Genomic DNA, 25244 nt, shown 5'->3' on the forward strand with positions numbered 1-25244 from the left:
TGGGAAGGCCAAGAATTTCGGCGGGGTTGGTCATGCTGTTTCTCCCTTGCGCCGACGTCCCCCCCTCGAGGGGAGGGTGGCCCGAAGGGCCGGGTGGGGTCGCCGATGAAGTGCTCGATCTTATCTTACTGCTGTTCGAAACTGACATGGATTTGAGGCAACGCGATCATTCTCCTCCCAAGGCGCCAACCAGGTCGGCGCACTGCACGCAGGACCCCTCTCGGCCCTTCGGGCCACCCTCCCCTCGAGGGGGAGGGAAAATCGAGCTTAGAACGCTTCCGCCGGCAGTGCCATCAATGTATCGGCGCCGCTGGAGATGCGGGCGAGGTGCGCCGACGTTTCCGGCATGATCCGCTCCATGAAGAAGCGCGCCGTCACCAGCTTGCTATCGTAGAACGCCGAAGAACCATTGGCGCCGTTCGCCAATTTCGCCCCGGCCGCCTTGGCCATCTGCGCCCACATATAGCCCAGCGCCACCAGGCCGAAGAGATGCATGTAGTCGGTCGAGGCGGCACCGGCGTTATCGGGCTTGGCCATGCCGTTCTGCATCAGCCACATCGTCGCCGCCTGCAGATCGTTGAGGCCCTTCTTCAGCGCCTTGGTAAAGGGCGCCATCTTCTCGTCAGTGCGGTTCTCCTCGCAGAACTCGCCGACCTCCTTGAAGAAGGCCTGCACGGCACGGCCGCCATTCAAGGCCAGCTTGCGGCCGACGAGGTCGAGCGCCTGGATGCCGTTGGCACCCTCGTAGATCATCGCGATGCGGGCATCGCGCACGAACTGGCTCATGCCGTGCTCTTCGATATAGCCGTGCCCGCCGAACACTTGCTGCGCCATCACTGCGTGGTCGAAACCCTTGTCGGTGAGCACGCCCTTGACCACCGGCGTCATCAGCCCGGTGTAGTCGTCGGCGGCCTGGCGGTCCCTGTCGTCACTGGCACGGTGGGCGATATCGGACTTGATCGCCGTCCACAGTGCCAGTGCGCGACCGGCCTCGTTGAAGGCCTTCATGGTCATCAGGCTGCGGCGGATATCGGGGTGGACGATGATCGGGTCGGCCTTCTTGTCCGGCGCCTTCGGCCCAGACAGCGAGCGTCCCTGCAGGCGATCCTTGGCATAGGACACAGCGTTCTGGTAGGCGACCTCCGACAGAGAGAGCCCCTGCAGGCCGACGCCGAGCCTCGCTTCGTTCATCATCGTGAACATGGCTTTCAGCCCGCCATTCGTCTCGCCAAGCAGCGTGCCTTGTGCCTCGTCATAATTCATGACGCAGGTCGAATTGCCATGGATGCCCATCTTCTCCTCGATCGAGCCGCAGGAGACGGTGTTCTTCTCGCCAGGATTGCCTGATGCATCGAGCTTGAGTTTCGGCACGATGAACAGCGAAATGCCCTTCACGCCTTCCGGCGCGCCGTCGATGCGGGCCAGCACCAGGTGGACGATGTTGTCCGCCAGGTCGTGCTCACCGGCCGATATGAAGATCTTCTGGCCTGAGATCCTGTAGGTGCCGTCGCCATTGGGAACCGCCCTGGTGCGCAGCAGGCCGAGATCGGTGCCGCAATGCGGCTCGGTCAGGTTCATGGTGCCGGTCCAGACGCCTTCGACCAGCTTCGGCAACCAGAGCGCCTTCTGCTCGTCGGTGCCATGGGTAATGATCGCGGCGATCGCGCCCTGCGTCAGGCCGGGGTACATCATCAGCGACATGTTGGCCGAAATCATATATTCGGAAACAGCGGTATGCACCGCGTAAGGCAGACCCTGGCCGCCAAATTCGACGGGTGCGGCCAGCCCCAACCAGCCGCCCTCGCGGTATTGGTCGAAGGCCTCCTTGAAGCCCTTCGGCGTCGTCACCGAACCGTCGCCATGGCGCTCGCAGCCTTCCATGTCGCCGACGCGGTTCAGCGGCTGCATGACATTTTCAGCGAGCTTGGCGCCCTCGGCGAGGATGGCCTCGACGACGTCCGGCGTCGCGTCGGAAAATCCGGGAAGATTGGAATAGCGCTGGTAGCCCAGCACTTCTTTCAGCACAAACAGCGTGTCCTGGACCGGCGCCCTGTAGATCGGCATGCATTTCCTCCACCATGCGGCCTTGGCCCCGAATCCCCAATGTGAAGTCAGACGGGCATGCGGACCAATGTTCAGGTCGAAATAGCAAAAGTTGACGTTTGCGTAAACGTCAATTTTTTGATGCGACAAATTAATCCCCGCCGCTCGCTCATAGCGTAACGGCGCTGGCCGTAGCCAGTCCGAACAGATTGAAAGATATTCGTCCCGTCGCAGCCGCAAGACAAAGGGAAGAGCCGCGCAGCCAAGGCCCACGCGGCTCTCTCCCAGAAGGTTCACCGGAAACGGGCGAAGAATTACCCGGCGACGCTGGCCTGCGGCGCCGAGCGTTCGCTCAGCATCTGACGCACCGCCGCCATCGAGTTGCTCAACTCGTTGATGGCATCGTCGATCAGAGCCCGCTGCTTCTGCAGGCGGGCAAGCTGCTTCTCCGACTTGTCGAGCGTCAGTCGCAACTGCTTGGTGTTGGAACCGCTGGGGTCGTAGAGGTCCATCATTTGCTTGACGTCGCGCAGCGAGAACCCGACCTTGCGGCCGAGCAGGATCAGCTTCAGCCGCGCCTTGTCGCGGCGCGTGTAGAGACGGGTCGAGCCGTCGCGCTGCGGATTGAGAAGGCCCTTGTCCTCGTAGAAACGCAGCGTACGCAGCGTTACTCCGTATTTCTTGGCCATCTCGCCGATGCGGACAAGATCCTCGCCGGCTTTATCGGACATGTCATTGGTATTGGCCGCGGCTTCGCCGGGCGAAACAAGTTTCATGGTCACTGGCTTTCCCCATCTGGTGGCGCCGCGGCCCTGGACCGTGCGTCGCCTGAGTCGAAGCGGGGGCGTGCTTCCACTCGTGGTTTCAACAAACAAAATCGCAAACGGCACAATCTGCACCCTTACGTTTACGTCAATTCTATACCGATAGCCGCCTCACGAAGCAAGGGCGTCGTGCGGGAGGACCTTTTTGCCGCATCCGCCACCGCATGGCCCGGCGGCGCTTCAGGCGCTCGTCAACATCGTTGCAACTTCTTAAGCTTGGTTAACGCGTTGTTTACCACGTTGGGCGAATTGTGCGCATGTCGGTCACCCGTGGTTATCCTGTAGCGAATTTTTCACGGTTTCGGAGTCCACCGCAGCAAAGCCGCGGCCGTCTTCGTTTCCGGCAGGACTTTGGGAACTGGTCATAAAGCCAGCAGTGAAACTGAACGGGCGCATCGATGAACAGCAAGCGGTCCTATCTCGATACACTCAACACCGGCCGGCAGCGCAGGCCATACACCACGCTTGAACAGCTCAACCGTTCCCTGGAAACGCTGGAGCAGCGGCTGGAGCGGACGCGCGAGGACTTGAGCGAACGTCCCGATCCGCGCCGGCTGAGCGCGGAGCCGCGCTATGCCAGCGCCCGGCCCTATGAGGATCCGCGCCCCGAGCAGCCGCCGAAAAGCCCGGCGCCGGCTGCCTTCGACCAGAATTACCAGGCGATCGCCCGCGACATCGACCGCGTGCGCGGCCAGGAGGACGGCGTCGCCGTGGTCGGCAAGATCGCCGGCGAATTGCGCGGCCTGCGCGAGGAACTGCGCCACCAGATGACCGCCGGCCTGCAGCGCGAATTCGAAGCGCTGCGCAACGACATCGAGCGGGCTTTCCAGGCAAGCACCGAGCCGGGTGGCCAATCGACGGGAGGCAAAGGCAGCGCCGAACTCGGCGTCGAGTTCGAGCGGCTTTCCGGCGCCATCCAGTCCCTGGCCGAAAAGAGCGACGACAGAAGCGTCAACATGCTCCGGCTCGATCTGGAGCAGGTCAAGGCCGCGCTCGACACATTGGCGCGCGAGGAGAGTGTGCAGGCGGTCGGCCGCCGCTGGGACGAGTTCGACCGCCGCTGGACCGCGTTCGAGGATCGTGTCGATGCCGATCAGCGACAGCGGTCGGACGCACCCGGTCTTTCGATGCTGACCGAACGGCTCGAACAGATCAGCAATGCCGTCAACAATCTGCCGGAATCGCTGTCGCTGCGTTCGCTCGAAGAGAAGGTCCGCACGCTTGCCGGCGCCGTCGAGCATTTCGCCCGCCAGCAGGACAGCCTCGGCAGCAGCACATTCGCAATGATCGACGAGCGGCTGGACGAGATTTCCCGCGCCATTGTCGCCTCGACCGTCGCCGCGCAGGCCAATTCATTCGACCCCGAAGCATTCGAGCGTATCGAGAAGCGGATCGCCTCGCTTGCCGAACAGATCGAGGAAGTGACGCAAGTCCACCCCAGTGGCGAGGTCATCGACCGCCTCAACATGCTGTCGAGCCGGGTCGACGATCTTGCCAGCCGGGCCAATTTGCCTGAGCAGGCGATGGAGCGTCTCGACAAGCAGATCGCGCTTATTGCCGACAAGATCGACCGGGCGCCTACCATGCCGGACGCCGACTATATCTTCCAGGGGCTGGAACAGCGTTTCGACGTGCTGTCCGGCATGATGGAGCGTCGCCAGGGCGACGCGATCGAACAAGGCAACATGCTGTTTCGCGATCTCGAGCGCCGGCTGGACGAAGTTGGCGACAGGCTGGACCAGCGCATGCCGCAGATCGACGGGGCCGGCATCATGGACGCCCTCGACGCCCGCTTCAGCGCGCTGGCCAAGCGCTTGGAGACGCGCGTTCCCGATCACGCAGGTGAAGCCGCGATCCGTGGCCTGGAAAGCCGGCTCGAAGACATTTCAATCCGGCTGGATTCATCGGCGGCACAAGTCGCCGGTATCGACCCGGCCCTGATCCGCAGCCTGGAAGCGCAGGTCGCGGGCCTTTCGGCGCACCTTTCGAAACCCGGCGCGCCACTGCCGGAATTGGAGGATATCAGCCCTCGTCTCAACGAAATCGAGAAGTCGCTGGCTGGCACCCGCGATTCCATCCTCAGCGCGGCGCGCGAGGCAGCCGAGAGCGCCGTCCGTTCGTTGGCGGGCTCCAGTGCCAACACGGCGGCCGTCTCTGGCCTCGCCCAGGATCTGAAGACGCTCGAAGCACTGACGCGCCGTTCCGACGAGCGCAATTCGAGGACCTTCGAAGCCATCCACGACACGCTGCTCAAGATCGTCGACCGGCTGGGCTCGCTGGAAACCGGCGAGCCGACCGACGCTGTGAGCGAACTTCTGAATACGCAACCGGCAGAGCCGGACAGCTGGCGCGGCGTGCGATCGTCAAAGATGGCCGTACGTGACGCGCCGTCCATGGACATCGACCAGCCACTGCCGCTGACGGAAGACATGGCCGACCTCGACAGCCATGTCTCTGCCATGATCAGCGATGAACCAGGTTCCCATAGCGAACCGAGCACGCGCACGCCGGCCGAAGCCGCCGCGGCCGCGGCCATGGCGGCGCTTGGCTCGGACACGTCGGAAAAAAGCCAGCCGACCGGCGGCCGGAAGTCGATGCTCGGCGGACTGGCACGCGCCTTCAAGGCCAAGAAGGAGACGATTGTTCCACCGCTTGCCGGCTCCGCGCCTGATGTCGAGATACCGGTTGCCGATCTCGACGAGCCGCTGGACCCGAAGGTTGCCAACCGGCCGCTGGAGCCCGGCTCCGGCCCACCTGACCTCAACGCCATCATGAAGCGCGTGCGCGACGAACGCGGCCCGCCCGGCAGGGCCGGCAATGCCGACGCATCGAAATCCGACTTCATCGCCGCAGCCAGGCGCGCGGCGCAAGCGGCCGCTGCCGAGGCCGACGCTCTCAAACGGCAATCGACGATGAGGGGGCCGGTAAAGGCGCTCAGGATCGGCGACTTGCTCAAGGCGCGACGCAAGCCGATTCTGATGGCAGCCGCCGCGGTCATGCTGGCGCTCGCCGGCCTGCAATTAGGCAAGGCCTTTGTCTCCGACCCGGTCGATATTGCCAGCAACGACACGGCGCCGATGGCGGCCGCGCAGCCAGCGGAAAGCGCATCGATCGGTACCGTCAACGAGCCGAAGACGGACACAGAAACTGCAGGGGATAGCGCACCAGACCACGCTGTCCGGCAGGCAGAGCCATCCGAATCGGTAGCCGAGGACGACATGCCGGCGCAGGCCGCCATCGTCACGCCGTCATATGGCGAAAGATCGGCGGATGCCGAAACGCCGATCGACTCAGGGTCCGCGGCCGAGCCTGTTCCTGCGCCAATGGCTTCAACGACGTCGCCCGATCCGGCGGCGGCGAACGTGACAGCGTCGGCACCTGCGGGCTCGACCGCTGCGGACGCCGAACCAATGGCCACCGCGCCGGACGCCACGCCCGCGACCCAGGACATGACCGGCACGGTGACGTCAGCGGTTGCTTCGACGGCGGCGGCCACTGCCAAGATCGACATTCCAGCCGATGCCGGCCCGGCTGCCTTGCGTGACGCAGCGGCCGGCGGCGACGCCAAGGCACTGTTCGAGATCGGCTCGCGCTACGCCGAATCGCGCGGCGTCAAGCAAGACATGGCAGCGGCCGCCAAATGGTACGAGAAATCAGCCGAGCTCGGCTTCGCACCGGCGGAATACCGCATCGGCAACTTCTACGAGAAGGGCACCGGCGTCGCGCGCGACGTCAAGAAGGCGAAGACCTGGTACCAGCTCGCCGCCGCGCAGGGCAACGCCAGCGCCATGCACAACCTCGCCGTGCTCTTCGCCATGGCGGCGGACGGCGTGACCGACAATGAATCGGCCGCGCACTGGTTCCAGGCCGCCGCCGATCTCGGCGTCAAGGACAGCCAGTTCAATCTCGGCATCCTGGCGGCGAAGGGCGTCGGCATGAAGCAGAATCTCGAAGAGTCCTACAAATGGTTCGCGCTCGTCGCCAAGACCGGCGACAAGGATGCGGCGGCAAAGCGCGACGAGATCGCCAAGGCGCTCAGGCCCGAGCAGCTCGAACGCGCACGCGCCGCCACGGAGCTGTGGAAGGCAAAGCCGCTCGATCCTGCGGCCAATTCGGCCGATATTCCCGAATCGTGGCAGGATGGCACGCCGCAGACGACCGCCAGCGTCGACATGAAGAAGGTCGTTCAGAACATCCAGCGCATTCTCAACAAGAACGGCTACGAGGCCGGCAATGACGACGGCGTGATGGGCCAGAAAACCAAGGATGCCATCATGGCTTTCCAGACCGACAACGATCTGAAGCCTACCGGCACGGTCGACGAAAAGCTGGTCAAGGCGCTGCTTGCGCGCAAATAACGTCAGATGCGTCGTTTCCGCGACGCCTTTGCCACACATTTGCCTGTTAACTGATTGAGTTGTTTTTTGTTTCGGCGACGTGGCGAGGTTTGACTTCGCCGCCCGGCCGGCGCAAGAACGGACAGGCTTTTGGCGCGAATGCCCGCTACGGTTGCATTCGCCGACGGGCAAACTGATCGAGACTGACGGGTGGGCATCTATCTCCCGATCGCGGAAATTTCCGTCAACATCTTCGTGCTGCTGGCCATGGGCGCGGCGGTGGGTTTCCTCTCGGGCATGTTCGGAGTGGGCGGCGGCTTCCTGATCACGCCGCTGCTGATCTTCTACAACATACCGCCGGCGATCGCAGTCGCCACCGGCGCCAACCAGGTCATCGCCTCCTCCTTCTCCGGCGCATTGTCGCACGTGAAGCGCGGCACGCTCGACTTCAAGCTCGGCGGTGTGCTTTTGGCCGGCGGCATCGTCGGCTCGACCGGCGGCATCTTCGTCTTTGGCTTCTTGCGCCGGCTCGGCCAGCTCGACCTGTTCATCTCGCTGCTCTATGTCGTGCTGCTCGGCACCGTCGGCGGGCTGATGCTGGTCGAGAGCGTCAATGCGCTGCGCGCCACGCGCAGCGGCGCGGCACCGGTGCTGAAGAAATCCGGCCAGCACAACTGGATTCACCGCTTGCCGCTGAAGATGCGGTTCAGGGCCTCGAAGCTGTTCGTCAGCGTCATCCCGGTGCTCGGCCTCGGCGCCGGCATCGGTTTCCTGTCGTCGATCATGGGCGTCGGCGGCGGCTTCATCATGGTGCCGGCGCTGATCTATCTCTTGAAAGTGCCGACCAACGTCGTCGTCGGCACCTCGCTGTTCCAGATCATCTTCACCTCGGCCTACACCACGCTGGTCCATGCCACCACCAACCAGACGGTCGACGTCATGCTCGCCTTCTTGTTGATGGCGGGCGGCGTCGCCGGCGCGCAATACGGCGCCAAGGCCGGCCAAAGGCTGCGCGGCGAGCAGCTCAGGGCGCTGCTCGCACTGCTGGTCCTGGCGGTTGCCATCCGGCTCGCCATCGATCTGTTCGTGACGCCGCCCAGCCTGTATTCGCTGTCCGGCGCGGATCCGACCTGATGGCGGGTTTTAGGACGTTCCTGGCCGTTGCCTCGCTGTCGCTGTTCGCCGCCTCGTCACCGGCAAGAGCGCAGACGCCGGTTACCGAAAACATCCAGATCGGCCTGTCCACCGACCATGTCTCAATCACCGCCGGCTTTTCCGGCGCCGACCTCACCATCTTCGGCTCATTGGAAAATGCCGACCCGCGTGTCGCGCGCCAGGGGCGCTACGACATCGTGGTCGTGCTTGAGGGTCCGGCCCGGAAGGTCGTCGTGCGCCGCAAGGACCGGGTGCTCGGCATCTGGATCAATCTGGAGTCCGAGACCTTCAAGAATGTGCCGGTGTCCTATTCGGTGGCGACGACGCGGCCGCTGCAGGACGTCACCGACCCCAACAGCTACAAGCAACTGTCGCTCGGCGCCGCCAACATCTATATGCAGCCGGCCGACGCTGGCGACAGTCCGGCGACCATCGAGGAGTTCACCGCGGCACTGCGCGAGCGCAAGACGGCGACCGGCCTCTACAGCGTGAATGTCGGCGGCGTGCAGTTCCTGTCGCAGAACCTGTTCCGCGCCACCGTCAGGCTCGCCCCCAATGTTCCGGTCGGCACCCACAAGGCACGCGCGTTCCTGTTCAAGAGCGGCCTGTTCATCAAGGAAAGCTCCGCCCAGCTCGAAATCCGCAAATCCGGTTTCGAACAGTCGATCTTCCGCGTCGCCCACGATTATTCTTTCCTGTATGGCGTCTTCGCGGTGTCGTTGGCCATGCTGACCGGCTGGCTCGGAAGGCTCGTCTTCCGGAAGGATTAAACTCTCTTCAACAGGCGGTTCCCCTTTTTACGCTCGTGGGTTAGACCGCGACCCCGGCCCGGCCGAACACCGGCTGTCGCTCCCCAAATAAAAAATACAGGACTTTGCGATGCGACCAGCATTCGGCGGTATCGACTTCGGCACTTCGAACTCCACCGTCGGCGTGATCAGGAACGGGCAGCCGCATTTGGTGGCGCTGGAAGACGGCGAGGTGACCCTGCCCAGCGCGGTGTTCTTCAATTTCGAGGACAACCGCACCTACTTTGGGCGCCGCGCCATCGCCAACTATACCGACAGCATCGAGGGTCGCCTGATGCGCTCGCTGAAGAGCGTACTCGGCGGTACGCTAGTCCATGAAAAGACGCGCATCAAAACCCGATCGATCGCCTTCACCGAGATCATCGGCCTGTTCGTCGGTCATCTCAGGAAAAGGCTGGAAGAGGATGCGGACGATACGGTTGAAAGCGTGGTGCTCGGTCGTCCCGTGCAGTTCGTCGACGACGATGCCGAGGCCGATGCCAAGGCCGAAGGTGAACTCGAAAACGCCGCCCGCACCCAGGGCTTCAAGCATATCGCCTTCCAGTTCGAGCCGATCGCGGCGGCGCTCGACTACGAGCAGACGGTGACGGGCGAAGAGCTGGCGCTGATCGTCGACATGGGCGGCGGCACGTCCGACTTCTCGATCGTGCGGGTCTCGCCGCAGCGCGCCCGCTCCCTCGATCGCAAGGACGACATTCTGGCCAGCCGAGGCATCCACATCGGCGGCACCGACTTCGACCGGCTGTTGAGCATCGCCCATGTGATGCCGCAACTCGGCTACCTCTCGCCGACCAAGGACGGCAAGCGCAACTTGCCGGCCAGCTACTTCATCGACCTGGCGACATGGCAGCGCATCAATCTGGTCTACACCGCCCGCGCGATGACGCATCTGCGCCAGATCCGCTACGAGGCGGAACGCGCCGACCTGGTCGACCGGCTCATCTACATCGTCGAGCATCGTTACGGGCACGCGCTGGCCGCTTTGGTCGAGAGGGCCAAGATCGAGCTGACGGAGCAACCGTCCGCCGAGGTGATGGTCGCGCTGACGGGAGCGAAGTTTGCGACCGAAATTACGCGCGCCGGGATCGAAGACACGATCGCCAGGGATATCGAACGGGTGGCCGCGACGGTTGGTGAGACGATCCGCGACGCGCAGGTGAAACTGTCCGACATCACCGCGGTGTTCCTGACCGGCGGATCGACCGCCATCCCGCTGGCAAGGCAGCAGATACTGGCCCTGGTGCCGCAGGCGTCGGTCATCGAAGGTGATATGTTCGGCTCGGTCGGGCTTGGGCTGGCGCTCGATGCGCAGCGGAAATTCGGCTGACCCGGCTTACCCGCGGACGGTCTCGCCGGCCCTCACGCCCAGATGCGCCTTGAGCGCCATCTGGGCCAGACTTGCCTGCCGGTCACGATGCGTGATCATGGCGAAATCGCGCTTTGGCAGATCGATCGGCACGGCTCGCAGGCTGCCCTCGGCGACCGCGCGTTCGACAACGAGCTCCGAAATGATGGTGGCGCCGGCGCCGGCCTCGACCGCCTGACGGACCGCCTCGTTGCTCGGCAGCACCAGGAATATCCGCAGCTCTGCGAACGATATCCCTTCGCGGCGGGCAAGATCTTCCAGCACCTCGCGCGTGCCCGATCCGCCTTCCCTGATGATCCAGCGGAGTTCCCTGATATCGGGATGCCCGCGCGAGACTTCGGCGATCTCGGGATGCGAATGCGCCACGACCAGCATCAGGCGATCCACATCGACCTTGGCGCGCCGCAATATGTCCGATTCAGTGCGCCCCTCGACCAGGCCAAAATCAGCCGTACCGTCGAGTACGGTGGTCTCAACCTGCCTGGTGTTGCCGATGGTCACGCTCAGCCTGACGGCGGGATAGGCCTCGTGGAAGGAGGCCAGCCGGCGCGGCAGCCAGTAGCTGGCGATGGTCTGGCTGGCGGCGATGGAAAGGCTGCCGGTGATCGTCTGCGAGACGTGCTCCAGCACGTCGTGGGCGGCAGCCGCCCGTTCGAGCACGGCCTTCGCCTCGGGCAGAAACCTGCGCCCGGTCTGCGCCAGTTCGATGTTGCGACCGACCCGGTTGAACAGCTGGACGCCATGCTGCTGTTCGAGCGAGCGGATGGCGGCCGAGGCGGCTGACTGGGAAATGCCCAGCAGCTCGGCCGCCTTGGTCATGTGCCCCCGTTCGGCGACAGCAACGAATATCCGCAGTTGGTCCAGGGTCATGCGGAGAATTAAGAAAGAATTTCGATTGGAATTACAAGAGCAACTTGTTAGACGGATCGATTGCTTTGTTCTAATTTTCCCGGCGGAGTTGGAAAAATCGCGGCCAACCTGGAACGGGTAGAAAAGTGATCGGGCGGTTCAAATCCTTGTTTGCCCATTGGACCCGCGGCCTGCGGCGTCGGCTTGCCGGCGACCGTTATCATCCGGAAGAACACTATATGCGCGGCCCCGGGCCGAAGACGAGAGCCAAATTCGCAGACCGCAAAAGCGCCGAATCATGAACCACGGACCGCTGCGCGGCGCCAATTCCGCACCGTCCCAACGGTCGCTTGCCGACACCCGCGCGCCCGACGAGGGTGATGGCGTCGATACCTCGCCTGATGTCTCCGACAGCATCGCCAAGACCACCTGCTACATGTGCGCCTGCCGCTGCGGTATCGACGTCCACATCAAGGACGGCAAGGTCCGCTACATCAACGGCAACAAGGACCATCCGGTCAATCGCGGCGTGCTGTGCGGCAAAGGCAGCGCCGGCATCATGCAGCACTACAGTCCGGCCAGGTTGAAGAAACCATTGCTGCGCAGCGGTCCGCGCGGCTCGGGAGAGTTTCGCGAGATCGAGTGGGAGGAGGCCTTCTCGATCGCGACGGAACGGCTTTCGAAAATCCGCCGCACCGACCCAAAGAAACTCGCCTTCTTCACCGGGCGCGACCAGTCGCAATCGTTGACCGGCTGGTGGGCGAGCCAGTTCGGCACGCCGAATTTCGCCGCCCATGGCGGCTTCTGCTCGGTCAACATGGCGGCCGGCGGGCTCTATACGATCGGCGGCTCGTTCTGGGAGTTCGGCGAACCCGACTGGGACAACACCAGGTACTTCATGCTGTTCGGCGTCGCCGAGGACCATGATTCCAACCCGATCAAGATCGGTCTCGGCAAGCTCAAGGCGCGCGGCGCCAAGGTGGTCTCGATCAATCCATGCCGCACCGGCTACAACGCCATTGCCGATGACTGGATCGGCATCCGGCCCGGCACCGACGGCCTGTTCGTGTTTGCTCTCATCCATGAACTGCTGAAGGCCGGCCGCGTCGATCTCGATTATTTGCTGCGCTACACCAACGCCCATGTCCTCGTCATCCAGGAGCCGGGTGCAGCCGATGACGGGCTGTTCGCACGCGACAGCGGCGGCAATCCGCTGGCCTGGGACAGGCTGGCCAAAGTCTCCGTCAGCGCCACCGATACCGACGCAAAGCCGGCGCTGACCGGCAACTTCCAGGTCGATGGCCGCCGCTGCGTACCGGTCTTCCAGCTTATCGCAGACCGCTACCTGCACGAGAGTTATTCTCCCGATGCGGTCGCCGAACGCTGCGGCGTTGCCGCCGACATCATCCGCCGCATCGCCGCCGAACTGGCGCATGTCGCCTTCGAGCAGGCGATCGAACTGCCGGTGGCGTGGACCGACTGGGCCGGCCGCCGACACGAGACGATCAAGGGCCGGCCGGTGTCGATGCACGCGATGCGCGGCATCTCGGCCCATTCGAACGGTTTTCACACCTGCCGCGCCATCCACCTGCTCCAAGTACTCCTGGGTACGGTGGACGTGCCCGGCGGGTTTCGCTTCAAGCCGCCCTATCCGCGGTCGGCGCCGCCGGGGCCGAAGCCGGCGGGCAAGGACGTCAGGCCGATGACGCCGCTCGAAGGCATGCCGCTCGGTTTCGTCTGCGGCCCGGACGATCTGCTGGTCGACGACACCGACACGCCGATCCGTATCGACAAGGCCTATTCCTGGGATGCGCCGCTGGCAGCACACGGGCTCATGCACACGGTCATCCGTAACGCCTGGGCCGGCGACCCCTACCGGATCGATACGCTGTTCATGTACATGTCCAACATGGCTTGGAACTCGTCGATGAATACCGTCGAGACGATGGCGATGCTGACCGACATGGATGCGTCAGGCGAGTACAGGATCCCGTTCATCATCTATTCCGACGCCTATTATTCCGAGACTGTGCCGTTCGCCGATCTCGTGCTTCCCGACACCACCTATCTCGAGCGTCATGACTGCATCAGCCTGCTCGACCGGCCGATCAGCCACGCCGATGGACCGGGTGACGCTATCCGTCATCCGGTTGTCGAGCCGGACCGCGACGTGCGGGCGTTCCAGACGGTGCTGATCGAGCTCGGCGCGCGGCTCGGCCTGCCCGGCTTCGTCGCCGACGACGGCTCGGCCAAATACCGCGACTATGCCGATTACATCGTCAATCATGAGCGCAGGCCAGGCATCGGCCCGCTCGCCGGCTGGCGCGGCAAGGACGGAATTTTGATCGGCAAGGGCGATGCCAATCCCGACCAGCTTCAGCGCTACATCGACAATGGCGGCTTCTGGCACCACGATTTTGCCGGCGACCAGCGCTACTACAAGATGGCCAACCGATCCTACCTCGAGTTTGCCGAGACCATGGGTTTCATCCCGAAGGCCGAGCCGATCGTGTTCCAGCTCTATTCCGAGCCGATGCAGCGGTTTCGCCTCGCCGCGCGCGGCCATGGCAGGGTGCTGCCGCCGGAGGCGGAGCGCAGCCGCATCGAAACCTATATGGACCCGTTGCCGTTCTGGTACACGCCCTTCGAGGAGGCGGTTGTCGACGTTGAGAAATACCCTCTGCATGCGCTGACGCAGCGGCCGATGCACATGTATCATTCCTGGGGCTCGCAGAACGCCTGGCTCAGGCAGATCACCAGCCAGAACCGGCTGTTCGTGCACAGCCGAACCGCCGCCGGCCTCGGGCTTGCCGATGACGACTGGGTTTGGATCGAGAGCATCAACGGCAGGGTCAAGGGACAGATCAAGCTGGTCGACGGGGTCAACGCCGACACGGTGTGGACCTGGAACGCGATCGGCAAGCGGCGCGGCAGCTGGGGCCTGAAGGACGACGCGGCCGAATCCAACCGCGGCTTCCTGCTCAACCACATCATCGGCGACCAAACTTCTGCCGATGCGAACGGCAAGCGCTACTCGAATTCCGATCCGATCACCGGCCAGGCGGCATGGTTCGACCTGCGCGTCCGCATCGTCAAATGCGCGGCTGAAGAAGCCGGCTTCACCGAGCCGCAGTTCGAGCGCTTCCGGCAGCCACCGCATTTCAAACCCTCGCCCGACAAGCTCAGTTTTGGCGCCGAGTTTCGCCGGGCAAGAGAAGCTTCCAGACCATGACCTGCCTTCCCGCCCATACCGACAAGAAGCTCGGCCTGGTCATCGACCTCGACACCTGCGTCGGTTGCCAGGCCTGCGTTACCGCCTGCAAGGAATGGAACACCGGCGGTCACATGGCGCCACTGACCGACATCGATCCCTATGGCGGCGATGCCGACGGGGTCTGGTTCAACCGCGTGCACAGCTATGAGCACATGACGGAGATGGGTGGGCGCACGGTCAATTTCCCACGCTCCTGCCTGCATTGCGAGACACCGGCCTGCGTCACCGTCTGCCCGACCGGCGCCTCCTACAAACGGGCCTCGGACGGCATCGTGCTGGTCGACGAAGACAAGTGCATCGGCTGCAAATTGTGCAGCTGGGCCTGCCCTTATGGCGCGCGTGAGTTCGATACCGATGTCGGCGTGATGAAGAAGTGCACGCTGTGCGTCGACCGCATCTACAACGACAATCTGGCGGAAGAAGACCGCGTGCCGGCCTGCGTCGCCGCCTGTCCAACCAGCGCGCGGCACTTTGGCGATCTCGGCGACCCGGCATCGGCGATCTCGCAACTGGTGGCCGAGCGCGGCGGCGTCGACCTGATGCCCGAACTCGGCTATCACCCGACCAACAAATATCTGCCGCCGCGCGCCCACACGCCGCGCGCCGCATCAGTGCCGGCGCCGAGACTCGAACCGGTGCGGGCTGAAGGCGGTTTCCTCGGCTGGGTCGACCGCATGCTTTCGCATTGATCAGCATCCATGCATCCAGCCTTCTCCGTCGTCTTCTTCACCACTGCCACGGGCGCCGGTTACGGCCTGCTCGCGCTGCTCGGCGTGCTGGCCGGACAAGGATTTGTCCCGCCTGACTTCTGGCTCGGCCTCGTCGGCATGGGCCTGGCTCTCGGCCTGATCTCGGCCGGCCTGTTGTCGTCGGCCGGCCATCTCGGCCGACCAGAACGCGCCTGGAGAGCATTCTCGCAATGGCGCAGCTCATGGCTGTCGCGCGAAGGCGTTGCCTCGGTCGCGACCTTCGTGCCGGCGGGATTGTTCGCCTTCGGCTGGCTGTTCCTCGGCCGCACAAACGGCTGGGTGGCCGTCGCCGGGCTGCTGGCTGCGGTCGGCGCGGTCGCCACCGTCTGCGCCACCGGCATGATATACGCATCGCTGAAGCCGATCGCCCAGTGGCACAGCCGCTTCACTTTGCCCGGCTACCTGATCTTTTCGGCGATGAGCGGCAGCGTGCTTCTCAACGCGCTGCTGCAGGCTTTCGCGCTCGGCTCGACTATCGTTCTGACAGGTTGCGTGCTGCTGACCTTGCTCGGCTGGGGCTGGAAGCTGGCAAATTGGCGATACAATGACAGGCTGGAAATCCCGACCAACGCCAACACCGCGACCGGGCTTGCCGGCGGTACGGTGCGGTCGCTGGAATGGCCGCACACCGAAGAAAACTACCTGCTCAAGGAGATGGGCTTTCGCATCGCCCGCAAGCACAAGGCGCGGCTGCGCCAGATCACGCAAGTGCTGGCCTTCGCTCTGCCCGTCTTGCTGCTGATTGCCGCGTTCGCCTTGCCATGGCCCTATGCGGCGGTGCTGTCGGCACTCGCCACATCAGCCCAATTCGCCGGCATGCTGGTCGAACGCTGGCTGTTCTTCGCCGAAGCGAAACACACCGTCACCCTCTACTACGGCAGGTAGAGCAGCTCAGCCCGGCCGCAGCATCGCGTGGGAAATCGCAAAAATGCGCTCGGTGCCGAGCATATAGGCCATCAGCGTCTCGCGGCGGAACAGCCCGGCATAGGCGCGGTCGAGCACATTGAGCGAGCCGGTATAGGCGCCGAAGGCCGGCATGATCATGCGGCCGCCGTCGCCGGCAAAGCAGCGCCGCCGCACCGAGCGGCCCTGCTGCACGATGCGGGCGCAAGGGTGCAGATGACCTGATACCTCGCCTTCCACTCTCACCGCCGAAGGCTCGTGCCGGAATACGAGAGAGCCTATGGCCAGCTCGCGCACCGTCTCGCCGGGCAGATCGGCCGGCGCATCCGGGTCATGATTGCCGGCAACCCAGAACCAGTCGCGGCCGGCCATCAGCGCTTCCAGGCGTTCGCGAAAGCTTGCATGCATGCGCGCGGCGCCGCCGCCGTCATGAAAGCTGTCGCCGAGGCTGATGACGATCGCCGGCTGATAATCGGCAATCACCGCCTGCAACCGCAGTAACGTCGCACCGGTATCATAAGGCGGGATCAACGTACCGCGCCGTGCCAGCGACGAACCCTTTTCCAGATGCAGGTCGGACACGGTCAGAAGCCGAAGCTCGGGAAAATAAAGCACGCCGCGCCGATCGCAGATCGCACGCTCGCCGGCGATGCCGATAGGATCGGCATCCGCCAGGAGCGCCGTCATGGCGAGTGCGAATGTCATTTCGTCCCCATGGCCTCCTCGACCAGCGTTGCCGCATCCATCAGCAGCGTATCATCGGCCTCGCCATGCACCGGCATCTTGCCGATCTCGAGCATGATCGGCACGGCGAGCGGCGAAATCTGCTCGAGGTCTTTATGCACGATTCGTCCCTGGATACGCGAGAGCATCTCGGCAAGTCTGCTGACATCCAGCAGACCCGTGGCCGCGTCGGCACGCGTCGCCTGCAGCAGGATATGGTCGGGCTCATGGCTGCGCAGGACGTCGTAGATGAGGTCGGTCGAGACGGTGACCTGGCGGCCGCTCTTCTCCTGGCCCGGATGACGCTTTTCGATCAGTCCGGAAATGAGCGCGCAATTGCGAAAGGTGCGCTTCAAGAGCCAGCTGCCGGCGAGCCAGGCTTCGAGATCGTCGCCCAGCATGTCCTGGTCGAAAAGCGCGGCCAGCGACGGTTTCTTCGCCCGGAACATCCTGCCCATATCGGCCAGCGACCAGATGGCAAGCGCATAGTCGGTGGCGACGAAGCCGAGCGGCCTGGCTCCCGCCCGGTCGAGGCGGCGGGTGAGCAGCATGCCAAGCGTCTGGTGCGCCAGCCTGCCCTCGAACGGGTAGGCCACCAGATAGTAGCGGTTGCCGCGCGGAAAGGTCTCGATCAGCAGGTCGTCGCGCTTCGGCAGCACCGATTTGTCGGCCTGGAAGCGCAGCCAGTCGGCGACCTGTTCCGGCAGCTTCTTCCAGCGCTGCGGGTCGTCCAGCATGATGCGGACCTGTTCGGCGAGGTAAGTCGAAAGCGGGAATTTGCCGCCGCCATAATAGGGCACCTTGGCGTCACTGCCGGGCGCATTCGACACGAAGCACTCATTGTCGCGGATGCCCTCGAAGCGCAGCACCTTGCCGGCGAACATGAAGGTATCGCCATGCGTCAGCGTTTCGAGGAACGCCTCCTCGATCTTGCCGAGAACCCGACCGCCGCGCGAGGCAGAGCCTTTGCTGCCGGCCTTGACATAACGCACGTTGAGCGCCGGCACCTCGATGATGGTGCCGACATTCAGCCGGTACTGCTGGGCGATGCGAGGATTGGAGACGCGCCACAGCCCGTCCTTGTTCAGGCGGATGCGGGCGTAGCGCTCGTAGTTCTTCAGCGCATATCCGCCGGTGGCGACGAAGTCGACGACACGATCGAACGTCGGCCGGTCGAGTTCGGCATAGGGCGCGGCGGTTCGCACCTCCTCGAACAGCGCATCGGCATGAAAAGGCGCGCCGCAGGCGCAACCCAGGACATGCTGCGCCAGCACATCGAGCCCGCCATTGACCGCCGGCGGCGTGTCCTGGGCGCCGAGGTAATTGGCGTCGAGCGCCGCCCGGCATTCCAGCACCTCGAAGCGGTTGGCCGGAATCAGGATCGCCTTCGACGGCTCATCCATGCGGTGGTTGGCGCGGCCGATGCGCTGCGCCAGCCGGCTCGCACCCTTCGGTGCGCCGACATGCACGACCAGGTCGACATCGCCCCAGTCGATGCCGAGGTCGAGCGTCGACGTGGCGACGATGGCACGCAAGGCATTCTCGCCCATGGCTTTTTCGACGCGCCGGCGCTGGGCGACATCGAGCGAGCCGTGATGCAGCGCGATCGGCAAAGTGTCCTCGTTGACCCGCCACAATTCCTGGAACAGCAGTTCGGCCTGGCTGCGCGTGTTGACGAACAGCAGGGTCGTCTTGTGTCGCTTGATCTCGCTATAGATTTCCGGTGTCGCGTAGCGGGCCGAATGTCCGGCCCACGGCACGTGCTGTTCCGAGTCGAGGATGGAGATGTCGGGCTTGGCGCCGCCGGTGACGACGATCAATTCGGCCATGCCGCCGGGTGGATTCTGGCTGACCAGCCAGCGCCGCAATTCGTCCGGCTCGGCGACCGTCGCCGACAGGCCGATCGTCTGCAAGCTGGGAACAAAGGATCGCAGCCGAGCCAGCCCGAGCGACAGGAGATGCCCGCGCTTCGACGTCACCAAGGAATGCAGTTCGTCGAGCACGACATAGCGCAGATCCTCGAAGAAGCGCCTGGCGTCGGGCGCAGCAATCAGCAGCGCCAGTTGCTCGGGCGTGGTCAGGAGGATTTCGGGCGGGGCCCGCTTTTGGCGCTGGCGCTTGTGCGCGGGCGTGTCGCCGGTGCGCGTCTCGATGGTGACGGACAGACCGATCTCTTCCACCGGCTTGCCGAGATTGCGCTCGATGTCGACGGCCAGCGCTTTCAGCGGCGAGATGTAGAGCGTGTGGATGCCGCGACGCGCCTGCCCCGGCTTTCTCCCCGGCCTCCGGGCCAGCTCGGTCAGTGAAGGCATAAACCCGGCCAGCGTCTTGCCGGCGCCGGTCGGCGCGATCAGCAGAACCGATTGCCCGGCCTGGGCAGTCGCCAACAATTCGATCTGATGGGCGCGCGGCGACCAGCCTCTTTGCGCGAACCATTTGAGGAATGGCTCGGGCAAGCGCACGGCGGCATTCTGTTCGGCGAGGCGCGGCTGCTCTGTCACCCGCCAGAGGTAGCGCGGCGCCGCGCAATCGCCAAGCAGAATCGGAACAAAAGGTGATCGTGCGCGGCTTCGGTCGCAAGTGAGGTGGGCGCTCTACTGCGCCCCCTCTGGCCTGCCGGCCATCTCCCCCACAAGGGGGGAGATTGGCTGTCTTGTCTGCTTCCGCTAATCACCAACGTTGCAGGATTGGCGGCCAGAGCGAAACTGCCATTCTCCCCCTTGTGGGGGAGATGTCCGGCAGGACAGAGGGGGGCGCCTCGCGCCGGCGTATCAAGTCGCACCGGCGAGCCCCGCCTCGATGACAATATGCTGGCAGACATTGTCGATGTCACGAATGACGTCGTCGTTCCAGAAGCGCAGGATGGTCCAGCCATCCCGTTCCAGACGCTTTGTCCTCGCCTCGTCGCCTGTATTGGCTTCTGCATGCTGCGAACCATCGACTTCGACGACGAGCTTCTTGTCCGGGCAAGCGAAGTCGACGATGTAACCAGCGATCGGAAATTGTCGGCGGAAGCCAAGCCCCATCAGCCGATGCGCGCGAAGCTCGTTCCAAAGCTTCAGTTCGGCGTCGGTCATGGCTTTGCGCATCGATTTGGCATTTGCGCGATTTCGCGGAGGCAGTGGCGTGTGAGGCATTTGGTCAGTGCTCGGTCCGTATTGAGGTTGGCGCTCTACGGCGCCCCCCTCTGTCCTGCCGGACATCTCCCCCACTTGGGGGGAGATCGGCAGCTTCGCTTTGGCCGCCAATCCTGCAACGTTGGTGATTAGAGAAGGAAAAGCGCTTGCGCTACGGCCGCCTAAACCCTGTCGGACCGCCATAGAGATAGCCGAGGCGGGCGAGGGCTTGCCTGAACCCTTCACGCGAGACCAGCATGGTGTGGCCGTTGGCGTGGATCATCGTTTCCGGGTCGGTCATGACAGCGACATGGCCTTTCCAGAACACCAGGTCGCCGCGCCGCAACCCGGCAAGATCCGGACCCGGGTCGAGCGGCTCGCCGATGGTCGCCGCCTGCATGTCGGAATCGCGCAGCACTTGCCTGCCGGTCATGTGCATCGCCAATTGCACGAGGCCGGAGCAATCGATGCCGAAGCCGGAGGCGCCGCCCCACAGATAGGGCGTGCCGAGAAAAGCCTCCGCGACCGCGACATAGTCGGCAGCCGGCTCTCCCAGAGGCCTGAGATGGCCTGATATGACAGCCTCGCCGGACGGCAGCAGCGCATAATGCGTGCCGCGCGTTTCTGCCGCGCCGGTCACCGTCAGCGCCGATCCCATCGACAGCTGCCCGCTCAGCGGAAGCCGCAAATCAGGTCCCGGATAGAGGAAGGTGCGCGGCACCGAGACGACCTGGGTGGGCGCATGGTCCCGTCCGCCCAGCACGGTGTCGGCGACATAGCCGACGTAGCCGTCGCGCTCCGACTGGATCCAGGCCCAGCCCTCGGCATCTTCGAAGACGAGGACGTCGTCACCGAACAGGGCTTGCGTGTTGACGCCGGCATCCGACCGCGGCGCCTTGCGGATGTCGGCCACTGCGGCTGAAACCCGCGCTGGCCGCCCGGCGACGAAGCGATCGGCGGCGACCTCGCCTTTCAGCCTGATATCGGCGAGATCGGAACGGAAGGCGTGAAGGCGGGCATCCCTGGCGGTCAAATCGGCAACTCGGCTCTGGCTTGGTGTTGGAGCATGGTCCCGAAAACGGTGCTGCTTTGCTTCGCTGACCTGCGGTTCGGAATCCTGCTCTAGATCGGCAATTCCTGGGCTCTGGCAATGATAACATCGCCGAAGCGCTCGACAAAGAGAGCCCCTTCTACGGTTCGCTTGACCAGCACGTTGCGCTTGTCGAGCTCATCGCGATGGCGCGAAACCAGCTTCATTGCGCCCATCGTGTCTAGCGCCCTGGTGATCACCGGCTTGGTGACATTGAGCCGCGCGGCGAGGCCGCGCACTGTATGCGGCGGTGGATCGAGATAGATCGTGAACAGGATCGCCGTCTGGCGCATGGTGAGGTCCGGCGCATCGTCGCGCACCTGGTGCAGCATCACCTGCTGCCACAGTCGCAAGGCCTGGCTCGGGCGCATCGAAATCGACATCCGGCCACAATGACGGCAAATTGTTTCGGTTCCGTTTCAGTCACGAGAATGTCCTGCACCGCACCGTCAGGCGTAGCGTTTCGAGATCACCCTTTCCAGCGCGCGGATGCCTTGCGCCTCGCCGCCGGCGAGACCGTGCGGACGATCGGACGGGTTCCAGGCGAAGATGTCGAAATGCGCCCAGGCGGCGGTCTTCTCGACGAAGCGCTTCAGGAAAAGCGCCGCGGTGATCGAGCCGGCGAAACTGTCTGACGTGACATTGTTGATGTCGGCGATCTTCGACGACAGCTTTGCGCCATAGGGTTTCCACAGCGGCATGCGCCACAGTGGATCCTCGACTGCGACGGAGGCCGCAGCCAGGTCGGAGGCCAGCGCTTCATCGCCGGTGTAGAACGGTGGCAGATCGGGACCGAGCGCGACGCGAGCAGCCCCGGTCAAGGTCGCCATGTCGATCAGCAGTTGCGGCTCGTCGTCGTCTGCCAGAGCCAAGGCGTCCGCCAGCACCAGCCGTCCCTCGGCGTCGGTGTTGCCGATCTCGACGGTGGTGCCCTTGCGGCTCACCAACACGTCGCCGGGCCGGAAGGCGTTGCCGGCAATCGAATTTTCGACCGCCGGGATCAGCACACGCAGCCGGACCTTCAGCCCGGCGGCCATGATCATCGAGGCGAGGCCCAATACGTTGGCAGCGCCACCCATGTCCTTCTTCATCAAAAGCATGCCCGAGGACGGCTTGATGTCGAGACCACCGGTGTCGAAGCAGACGCCCTTGCCGACCAGCGTCACCTTCGGGGCGTTCTCCGGTCCCCAGATCAGGTCGATCAGCCGAGGTGCGCCGACGGAAGCGCGGCCGACCGCATGGATCATCGGGAAATTGTTCTTGACCAGGTCGTCGCCCCTGGTCACCGACACTTCGGCGTCGTACGTCCCGGCCAGCGTCCGAACTGCCTTCTCCAACTCGTCAGGTCCCATGTCGCTGGTCGGCGTGTTGACCAGATCGCGCGTCAGGAAAACGCCATCGGCGATGCGGCGAACGTAAGCCGCTTCAGCGCCGGGCGGCAGCGAGAAACGCAGTGTCTTGCCAGGCTTTTTGCCGTAGCGGGTGAAGACATAGCCGCCGAGCGCCAATGCGATGGCCGCGATTTCCGGCTCCGCCAGTGTGGAGGCGAAATGCCAGTCGCCTGCGGGCAAGGCTCTCGCCAGCGCGCCGATGGCAAGCGCGCCTTCGCCATCGCCCGTGCCGAACAGTGCTCCGGCAAGCGCGCCGTTTTCGTCGGGCAGGATCAGCGTCCTCCCGGCCTGACCGGAAAAGCCGTTGGCCTTGGCCCAGGCGAGCGAGGAGGAGGCAAGCCCTGCCCCCTCCAGTCTATCCTTCGCCACCAGATGAACCGGCAAAGTGGTCTTCAGTTCTCTCTCGATGAGTTCGACTGGCATTCGACGGTCTCCGGCTTCCGAGTCGGCGCGTTTTAACGATCCGTTAGGGTTAACAGAATATTTCTGCGAGAGGGAAGATGGCCACGTAAAAGCCAATTTGACGAATGGAGGCCCTGGTGCAGATGCCGACCAACCGCATGACCAACGCCACGGCGAAGCGGCTGATCACCACGGCGTTCATAATAGCGCTCGCGGCCAGCGTCGCAGGCTGCGGAACCAGCAAGCTGACGACCGGCTCGATCGGACGCCCCAGCGGCAAACCCTTGGAAACCATGTCGGCCGGCGAGTTGCACAAGGCGACGATCGCGCTGGGTCAGTCCTACGCCAAGAACCCCAACGACAAGCGGATCGCGACGAATTATGCCGCGGCGCTGCAAATGGATGGCGACGCCGACCAGTCGCTCGCCGTGATGCGCAAACTGGCGATCGTGCTGCCGAAAGACCGCGACGTGCTCGCCGCCTATGGCAAGGCACTTGCCGCCAACGGACAGTTCGAGCCGGCGCTCGACGCAGTGCGCCGCGCGCAGACACCGGAATATCCCGACTGGAAGCTGGTGTCGGCGGAAGCCGCTATTCTCGACCAGCTTGGCCAGAGAGACGGGGCGCGCCAGAATTACCGCAAGGCGCTTGACCTCAAGCCGAACGAACCTTCGATCCTTTCCAATCTCGGCATGTCCTATGTTCTGGAAGGTGACCTGCGCACGGCTGAAACCTATATGCGCTCGGCCGCCCAGCAGCCGAATGCCGACAGCCGCGTCCGCCAGAACCTGGCGCTGGTCGTCGGCCTGCAGGGCCGCTTCGACGAGGCCGAGACGATCGCCTCGCAGGAGCTGTCGCCCGAACAGGCGCAGGCGAACGTGACGTACCTTCGCCAGATGCTCGCCCAGCAGAACGCCTGGAGCCAGCTCAAGGACCAGGACAAGACAAAGCCCGCCACCAACTGACCGCGCCTGCCATACATATCGATGTCGGCGCTGCCCCTCATTGCCCTGCCGGGCATTTCTCCCCGTATAGTGACGGGGAGAAAGCCCCGTCGTCGACGGTTTCGCCAACGACAAGCATTGCAGGAAGGGCGCCGAGGGGCATCCAGCTACTTTCTCCCCGTTTACGGGGAGAAATGCCCGGCAGGGCAATGAGGGGCAGCGCCGACCTGTCAAGAATGCATTACTGGCTGCTCGATGCCGGCTGGTCGCCGAAAATGCCGCGCTCGCTGACCTGGATGCCGGCGGGGCCCAGAATGATGGCGAACAGCACCGGCAGGAAGAACAGGATCATCGGCACGGTGAGCTTCGGCGGCAAGGCCGCGGCCTTCTTCTCGGCGGCGTTCATGCGCATGTCGCGGCTTTCGCCGGCAAGCACGCGCAGTGCGTGCGCCACCGGCGTGCCGTAGCGCTCGGCCTGGACCAGCGCCTGCGACACCGACTTGACCGATTCCAGGCCGGTGCGGCTTGCTAGGTTCTCGTAGGCCTGCTTGCGCTCCTGCAAGTAGGAAAGCTCGGCATTGGTCAGGATGAACTCTTCGGCAAGCGCCACCGACTGCGCGCCGATCTCGTCGGCGACCTTATGAAACGCCGCCTCCACCGACATGCCGGATTCGACGCAGATAAGCATCAGGTCGAGCGCGTCCGGCCACGCCATCTGGATCGACTGCTTGCGCTTGGTGGCGCGGTTGTTGACATAGAGCACCGGCGCGTAAAAACCGGCATAGGCGACGACGATACAGACGAACAACTTGATGAGAGGCGGCTGCTCCGGCAACCCGCCGAGCACGAACAGATAGATCGCAGCCAGGGCAAAGCCGACAAACGGCAGGATCAGACGGAAGAAAAGGAAACGCGTCAACGGATTCTGCCCGCGGAAGCCAGCCACCTTGAGTTTCTGCAAGGTGCCTTCATCGGCCAGGGCGCGCCTGAGGTCCAGCCGGTCGACAATATTGCGCATGCCGATCGACTGTTGCTCGCGCAGGCCCTTGCGGCGGCGATCGGAATCGAGGGCAAGCCGCGCACGCTGCTTGGCGCGCAGTTCGTCGCGCTCCAGCGCCACCGATTTCATGCGCGCCTTGAGCTGGTTTCCGCCAAAGGCAGGCAGCAGCGTGAACACGGTGGCAAACACCGCAATGCCGACCAGCAGGGCAATCAGAAATGCCGGATCGGTAAGGGTTTTGACGACGTTCTCGGTCATGCGGTGAAATC

Annotated in this window: 18 protein-coding genes; 8 read left to right on the forward strand and 10 right to left on the reverse strand. The window is 64.1% G+C overall.

Annotated features, from left to right (window positions below; translation table 11 throughout):
• Nucleotides 1-267: 267 nt before the first annotated feature.
• Nucleotides 268-2064, reverse strand: coding sequence for an acyl-CoA dehydrogenase (locus AC0L2M_RS21415; RefSeq protein ID WP_023802167.1), 1797 nt, complete (start codon nucleotides 2062-2064; stop codon nucleotides 268-270).
• 293 nt (nucleotides 2065-2357) lie between these two features.
• Nucleotides 2358-2819, reverse strand: coding sequence for a MerR family transcriptional regulator (locus tag AC0L2M_RS21420; protein ID WP_023802166.1), 462 nt, complete (start codon nucleotides 2817-2819; stop codon nucleotides 2358-2360).
• A 446-nt stretch (nucleotides 2820-3265) separates the two neighbouring features.
• Between AC0L2M_RS21420 and AC0L2M_RS21425 the strand changes: the two genes are divergently transcribed.
• From AC0L2M_RS21425 to AC0L2M_RS21440, 4 genes are all read left to right on the forward strand, one after another.
• A complete protein-coding gene (locus AC0L2M_RS21425) occupies nucleotides 3266-7225 on the forward strand; it encodes a peptidoglycan-binding protein (protein WP_473535820.1) in 3960 nt (1319 codons plus the stop codon).
• A 189-nt stretch (nucleotides 7226-7414) separates the two neighbouring features.
• Nucleotides 7415-8338: a sulfite exporter TauE/SafE family protein gene (locus AC0L2M_RS21430; protein WP_023802164.1), complete on the forward strand. Its 924-nt coding sequence runs from the start codon at nucleotides 7415-7417 to the stop codon at nucleotides 8336-8338.
• Nucleotides 8338-9129: a TIGR02186 family protein gene (locus tag AC0L2M_RS21435; RefSeq protein WP_236379107.1), complete on the forward strand. Its 792-nt coding sequence runs from the start codon at nucleotides 8338-8340 to the stop codon at nucleotides 9127-9129. The genes AC0L2M_RS21430 and AC0L2M_RS21435 overlap by 1 nt, the downstream gene beginning before the upstream one ends.
• 109 nt (nucleotides 9130-9238) lie before the next feature.
• Nucleotides 9239-10495 carry an Hsp70 family protein gene (locus AC0L2M_RS21440; RefSeq protein WP_473535821.1) on the forward strand — a complete coding sequence of 419 codons (1257 nt, stop codon included), beginning with the start codon at nucleotides 9239-9241 and terminating at the stop codon, nucleotides 10493-10495.
• 6 nt (nucleotides 10496-10501) lie between these two features.
• Here the strand turns inward: AC0L2M_RS21440 and AC0L2M_RS21445 are convergent, their stop codons facing one another.
• Nucleotides 10502-11404 carry a LysR substrate-binding domain-containing protein gene (locus AC0L2M_RS21445; RefSeq protein WP_023802162.1) on the reverse strand — a complete coding sequence of 301 codons (903 nt, stop codon included), beginning with the start codon at nucleotides 11402-11404 and terminating at the stop codon, nucleotides 10502-10504.
• 277 nt (nucleotides 11405-11681) lie between these two features.
• Between AC0L2M_RS21445 and AC0L2M_RS21450 the strand changes: the two genes are divergently transcribed.
• Genes AC0L2M_RS21450 through AC0L2M_RS21460 form a run of 3 tightly spaced genes read left to right on the forward strand, consistent with a single transcriptional unit; the run spans nucleotide 11682 to nucleotide 16291 of the window.
• Nucleotides 11682-14615 (forward strand): molybdopterin oxidoreductase family protein, encoded by a 2934-nt coding sequence (locus AC0L2M_RS21450; protein ID WP_473535822.1) that lies wholly within the window; start codon nucleotides 11682-11684, stop codon nucleotides 14613-14615.
• Nucleotides 14612-15346 (forward strand): 4Fe-4S dicluster domain-containing protein, encoded by a 735-nt coding sequence (locus AC0L2M_RS21455; protein WP_027155154.1) that lies wholly within the window; start codon nucleotides 14612-14614, stop codon nucleotides 15344-15346. Before AC0L2M_RS21450 ends, AC0L2M_RS21455 begins: the two co-directional genes overlap by 4 nt.
• Nucleotides 15347-15355: 9 nt before the next feature.
• Entirely contained in the window at nucleotides 15356-16291 is a 936-nt protein-coding gene (locus tag AC0L2M_RS21460) for a dimethyl sulfoxide reductase anchor subunit family protein (protein ID WP_473535823.1), read from the forward strand.
• A 6-nt stretch (nucleotides 16292-16297) separates the two neighbouring features.
• Here the strand turns inward: AC0L2M_RS21460 and pdeM are convergent, their stop codons facing one another.
• From pdeM to AC0L2M_RS21490, 6 genes are all read right to left on the reverse strand, one after another.
• The gene (pdeM, locus tag AC0L2M_RS21465; protein WP_027155152.1) at nucleotides 16298-17014 is read right to left on the reverse strand and encodes a ligase-associated DNA damage response endonuclease PdeM; all 717 of its coding nucleotides are present in this window, start codon (nucleotides 17012-17014) and stop codon (nucleotides 16298-16300) included.
• A complete protein-coding gene (locus AC0L2M_RS21470; RefSeq protein ID WP_473535824.1) occupies nucleotides 17011-19533 on the reverse strand; it encodes a ligase-associated DNA damage response DEXH box helicase in 2523 nt (840 codons plus the stop codon). The genes pdeM and AC0L2M_RS21470 overlap by 4 nt, the downstream gene beginning before the upstream one ends.
• A gap of 270 nt (nucleotides 19534-19803) precedes the next feature.
• Entirely contained in the window at nucleotides 19804-20169 is a 366-nt protein-coding gene (locus AC0L2M_RS21475) for an endonuclease domain-containing protein (RefSeq protein WP_091600317.1), read from the reverse strand.
• Nucleotides 20170-20320: 151 nt separating this feature from the next.
• Nucleotides 20321-21181, reverse strand: coding sequence for a C40 family peptidase (locus AC0L2M_RS21480; protein ID WP_473535825.1), 861 nt, complete (start codon nucleotides 21179-21181; stop codon nucleotides 20321-20323).
• Between the two features lie 89 nt (nucleotides 21182-21270).
• Complete coding sequence (locus tag AC0L2M_RS21485) at nucleotides 21271-21621, reverse strand: MarR family winged helix-turn-helix transcriptional regulator (protein WP_027151718.1); 351 nt, start codon at nucleotides 21619-21621, stop codon at nucleotides 21271-21273.
• Between the two features lie 66 nt (nucleotides 21622-21687).
• The gene (locus AC0L2M_RS21490) at nucleotides 21688-23052 is read right to left on the reverse strand and encodes a leucyl aminopeptidase family protein (RefSeq protein WP_419695890.1); all 1365 of its coding nucleotides are present in this window, start codon (nucleotides 23050-23052) and stop codon (nucleotides 21688-21690) included.
• Nucleotides 23053-23174: 122 nt separating this feature from the next.
• Between AC0L2M_RS21490 and AC0L2M_RS21495 the strand changes: the two genes are divergently transcribed.
• On the forward strand, nucleotides 23175-23996 hold the full coding sequence (locus AC0L2M_RS21495; RefSeq protein WP_128185443.1) for a tetratricopeptide repeat protein: 822 nt from the start codon (nucleotides 23175-23177) through the stop codon (nucleotides 23994-23996).
• Between the two features lie 220 nt (nucleotides 23997-24216).
• Here the strand turns inward: AC0L2M_RS21495 and AC0L2M_RS21500 are convergent, their stop codons facing one another.
• Nucleotides 24217-25233: a type II secretion system F family protein gene (locus AC0L2M_RS21500; RefSeq protein ID WP_473535826.1), complete on the reverse strand. Its 1017-nt coding sequence runs from the start codon at nucleotides 25231-25233 to the stop codon at nucleotides 24217-24219.
• Nucleotides 25234-25244: the final 11 nt, after the last annotated feature.

This window comes from Mesorhizobium sp. WSM4806 (assembly GCF_055811635.1).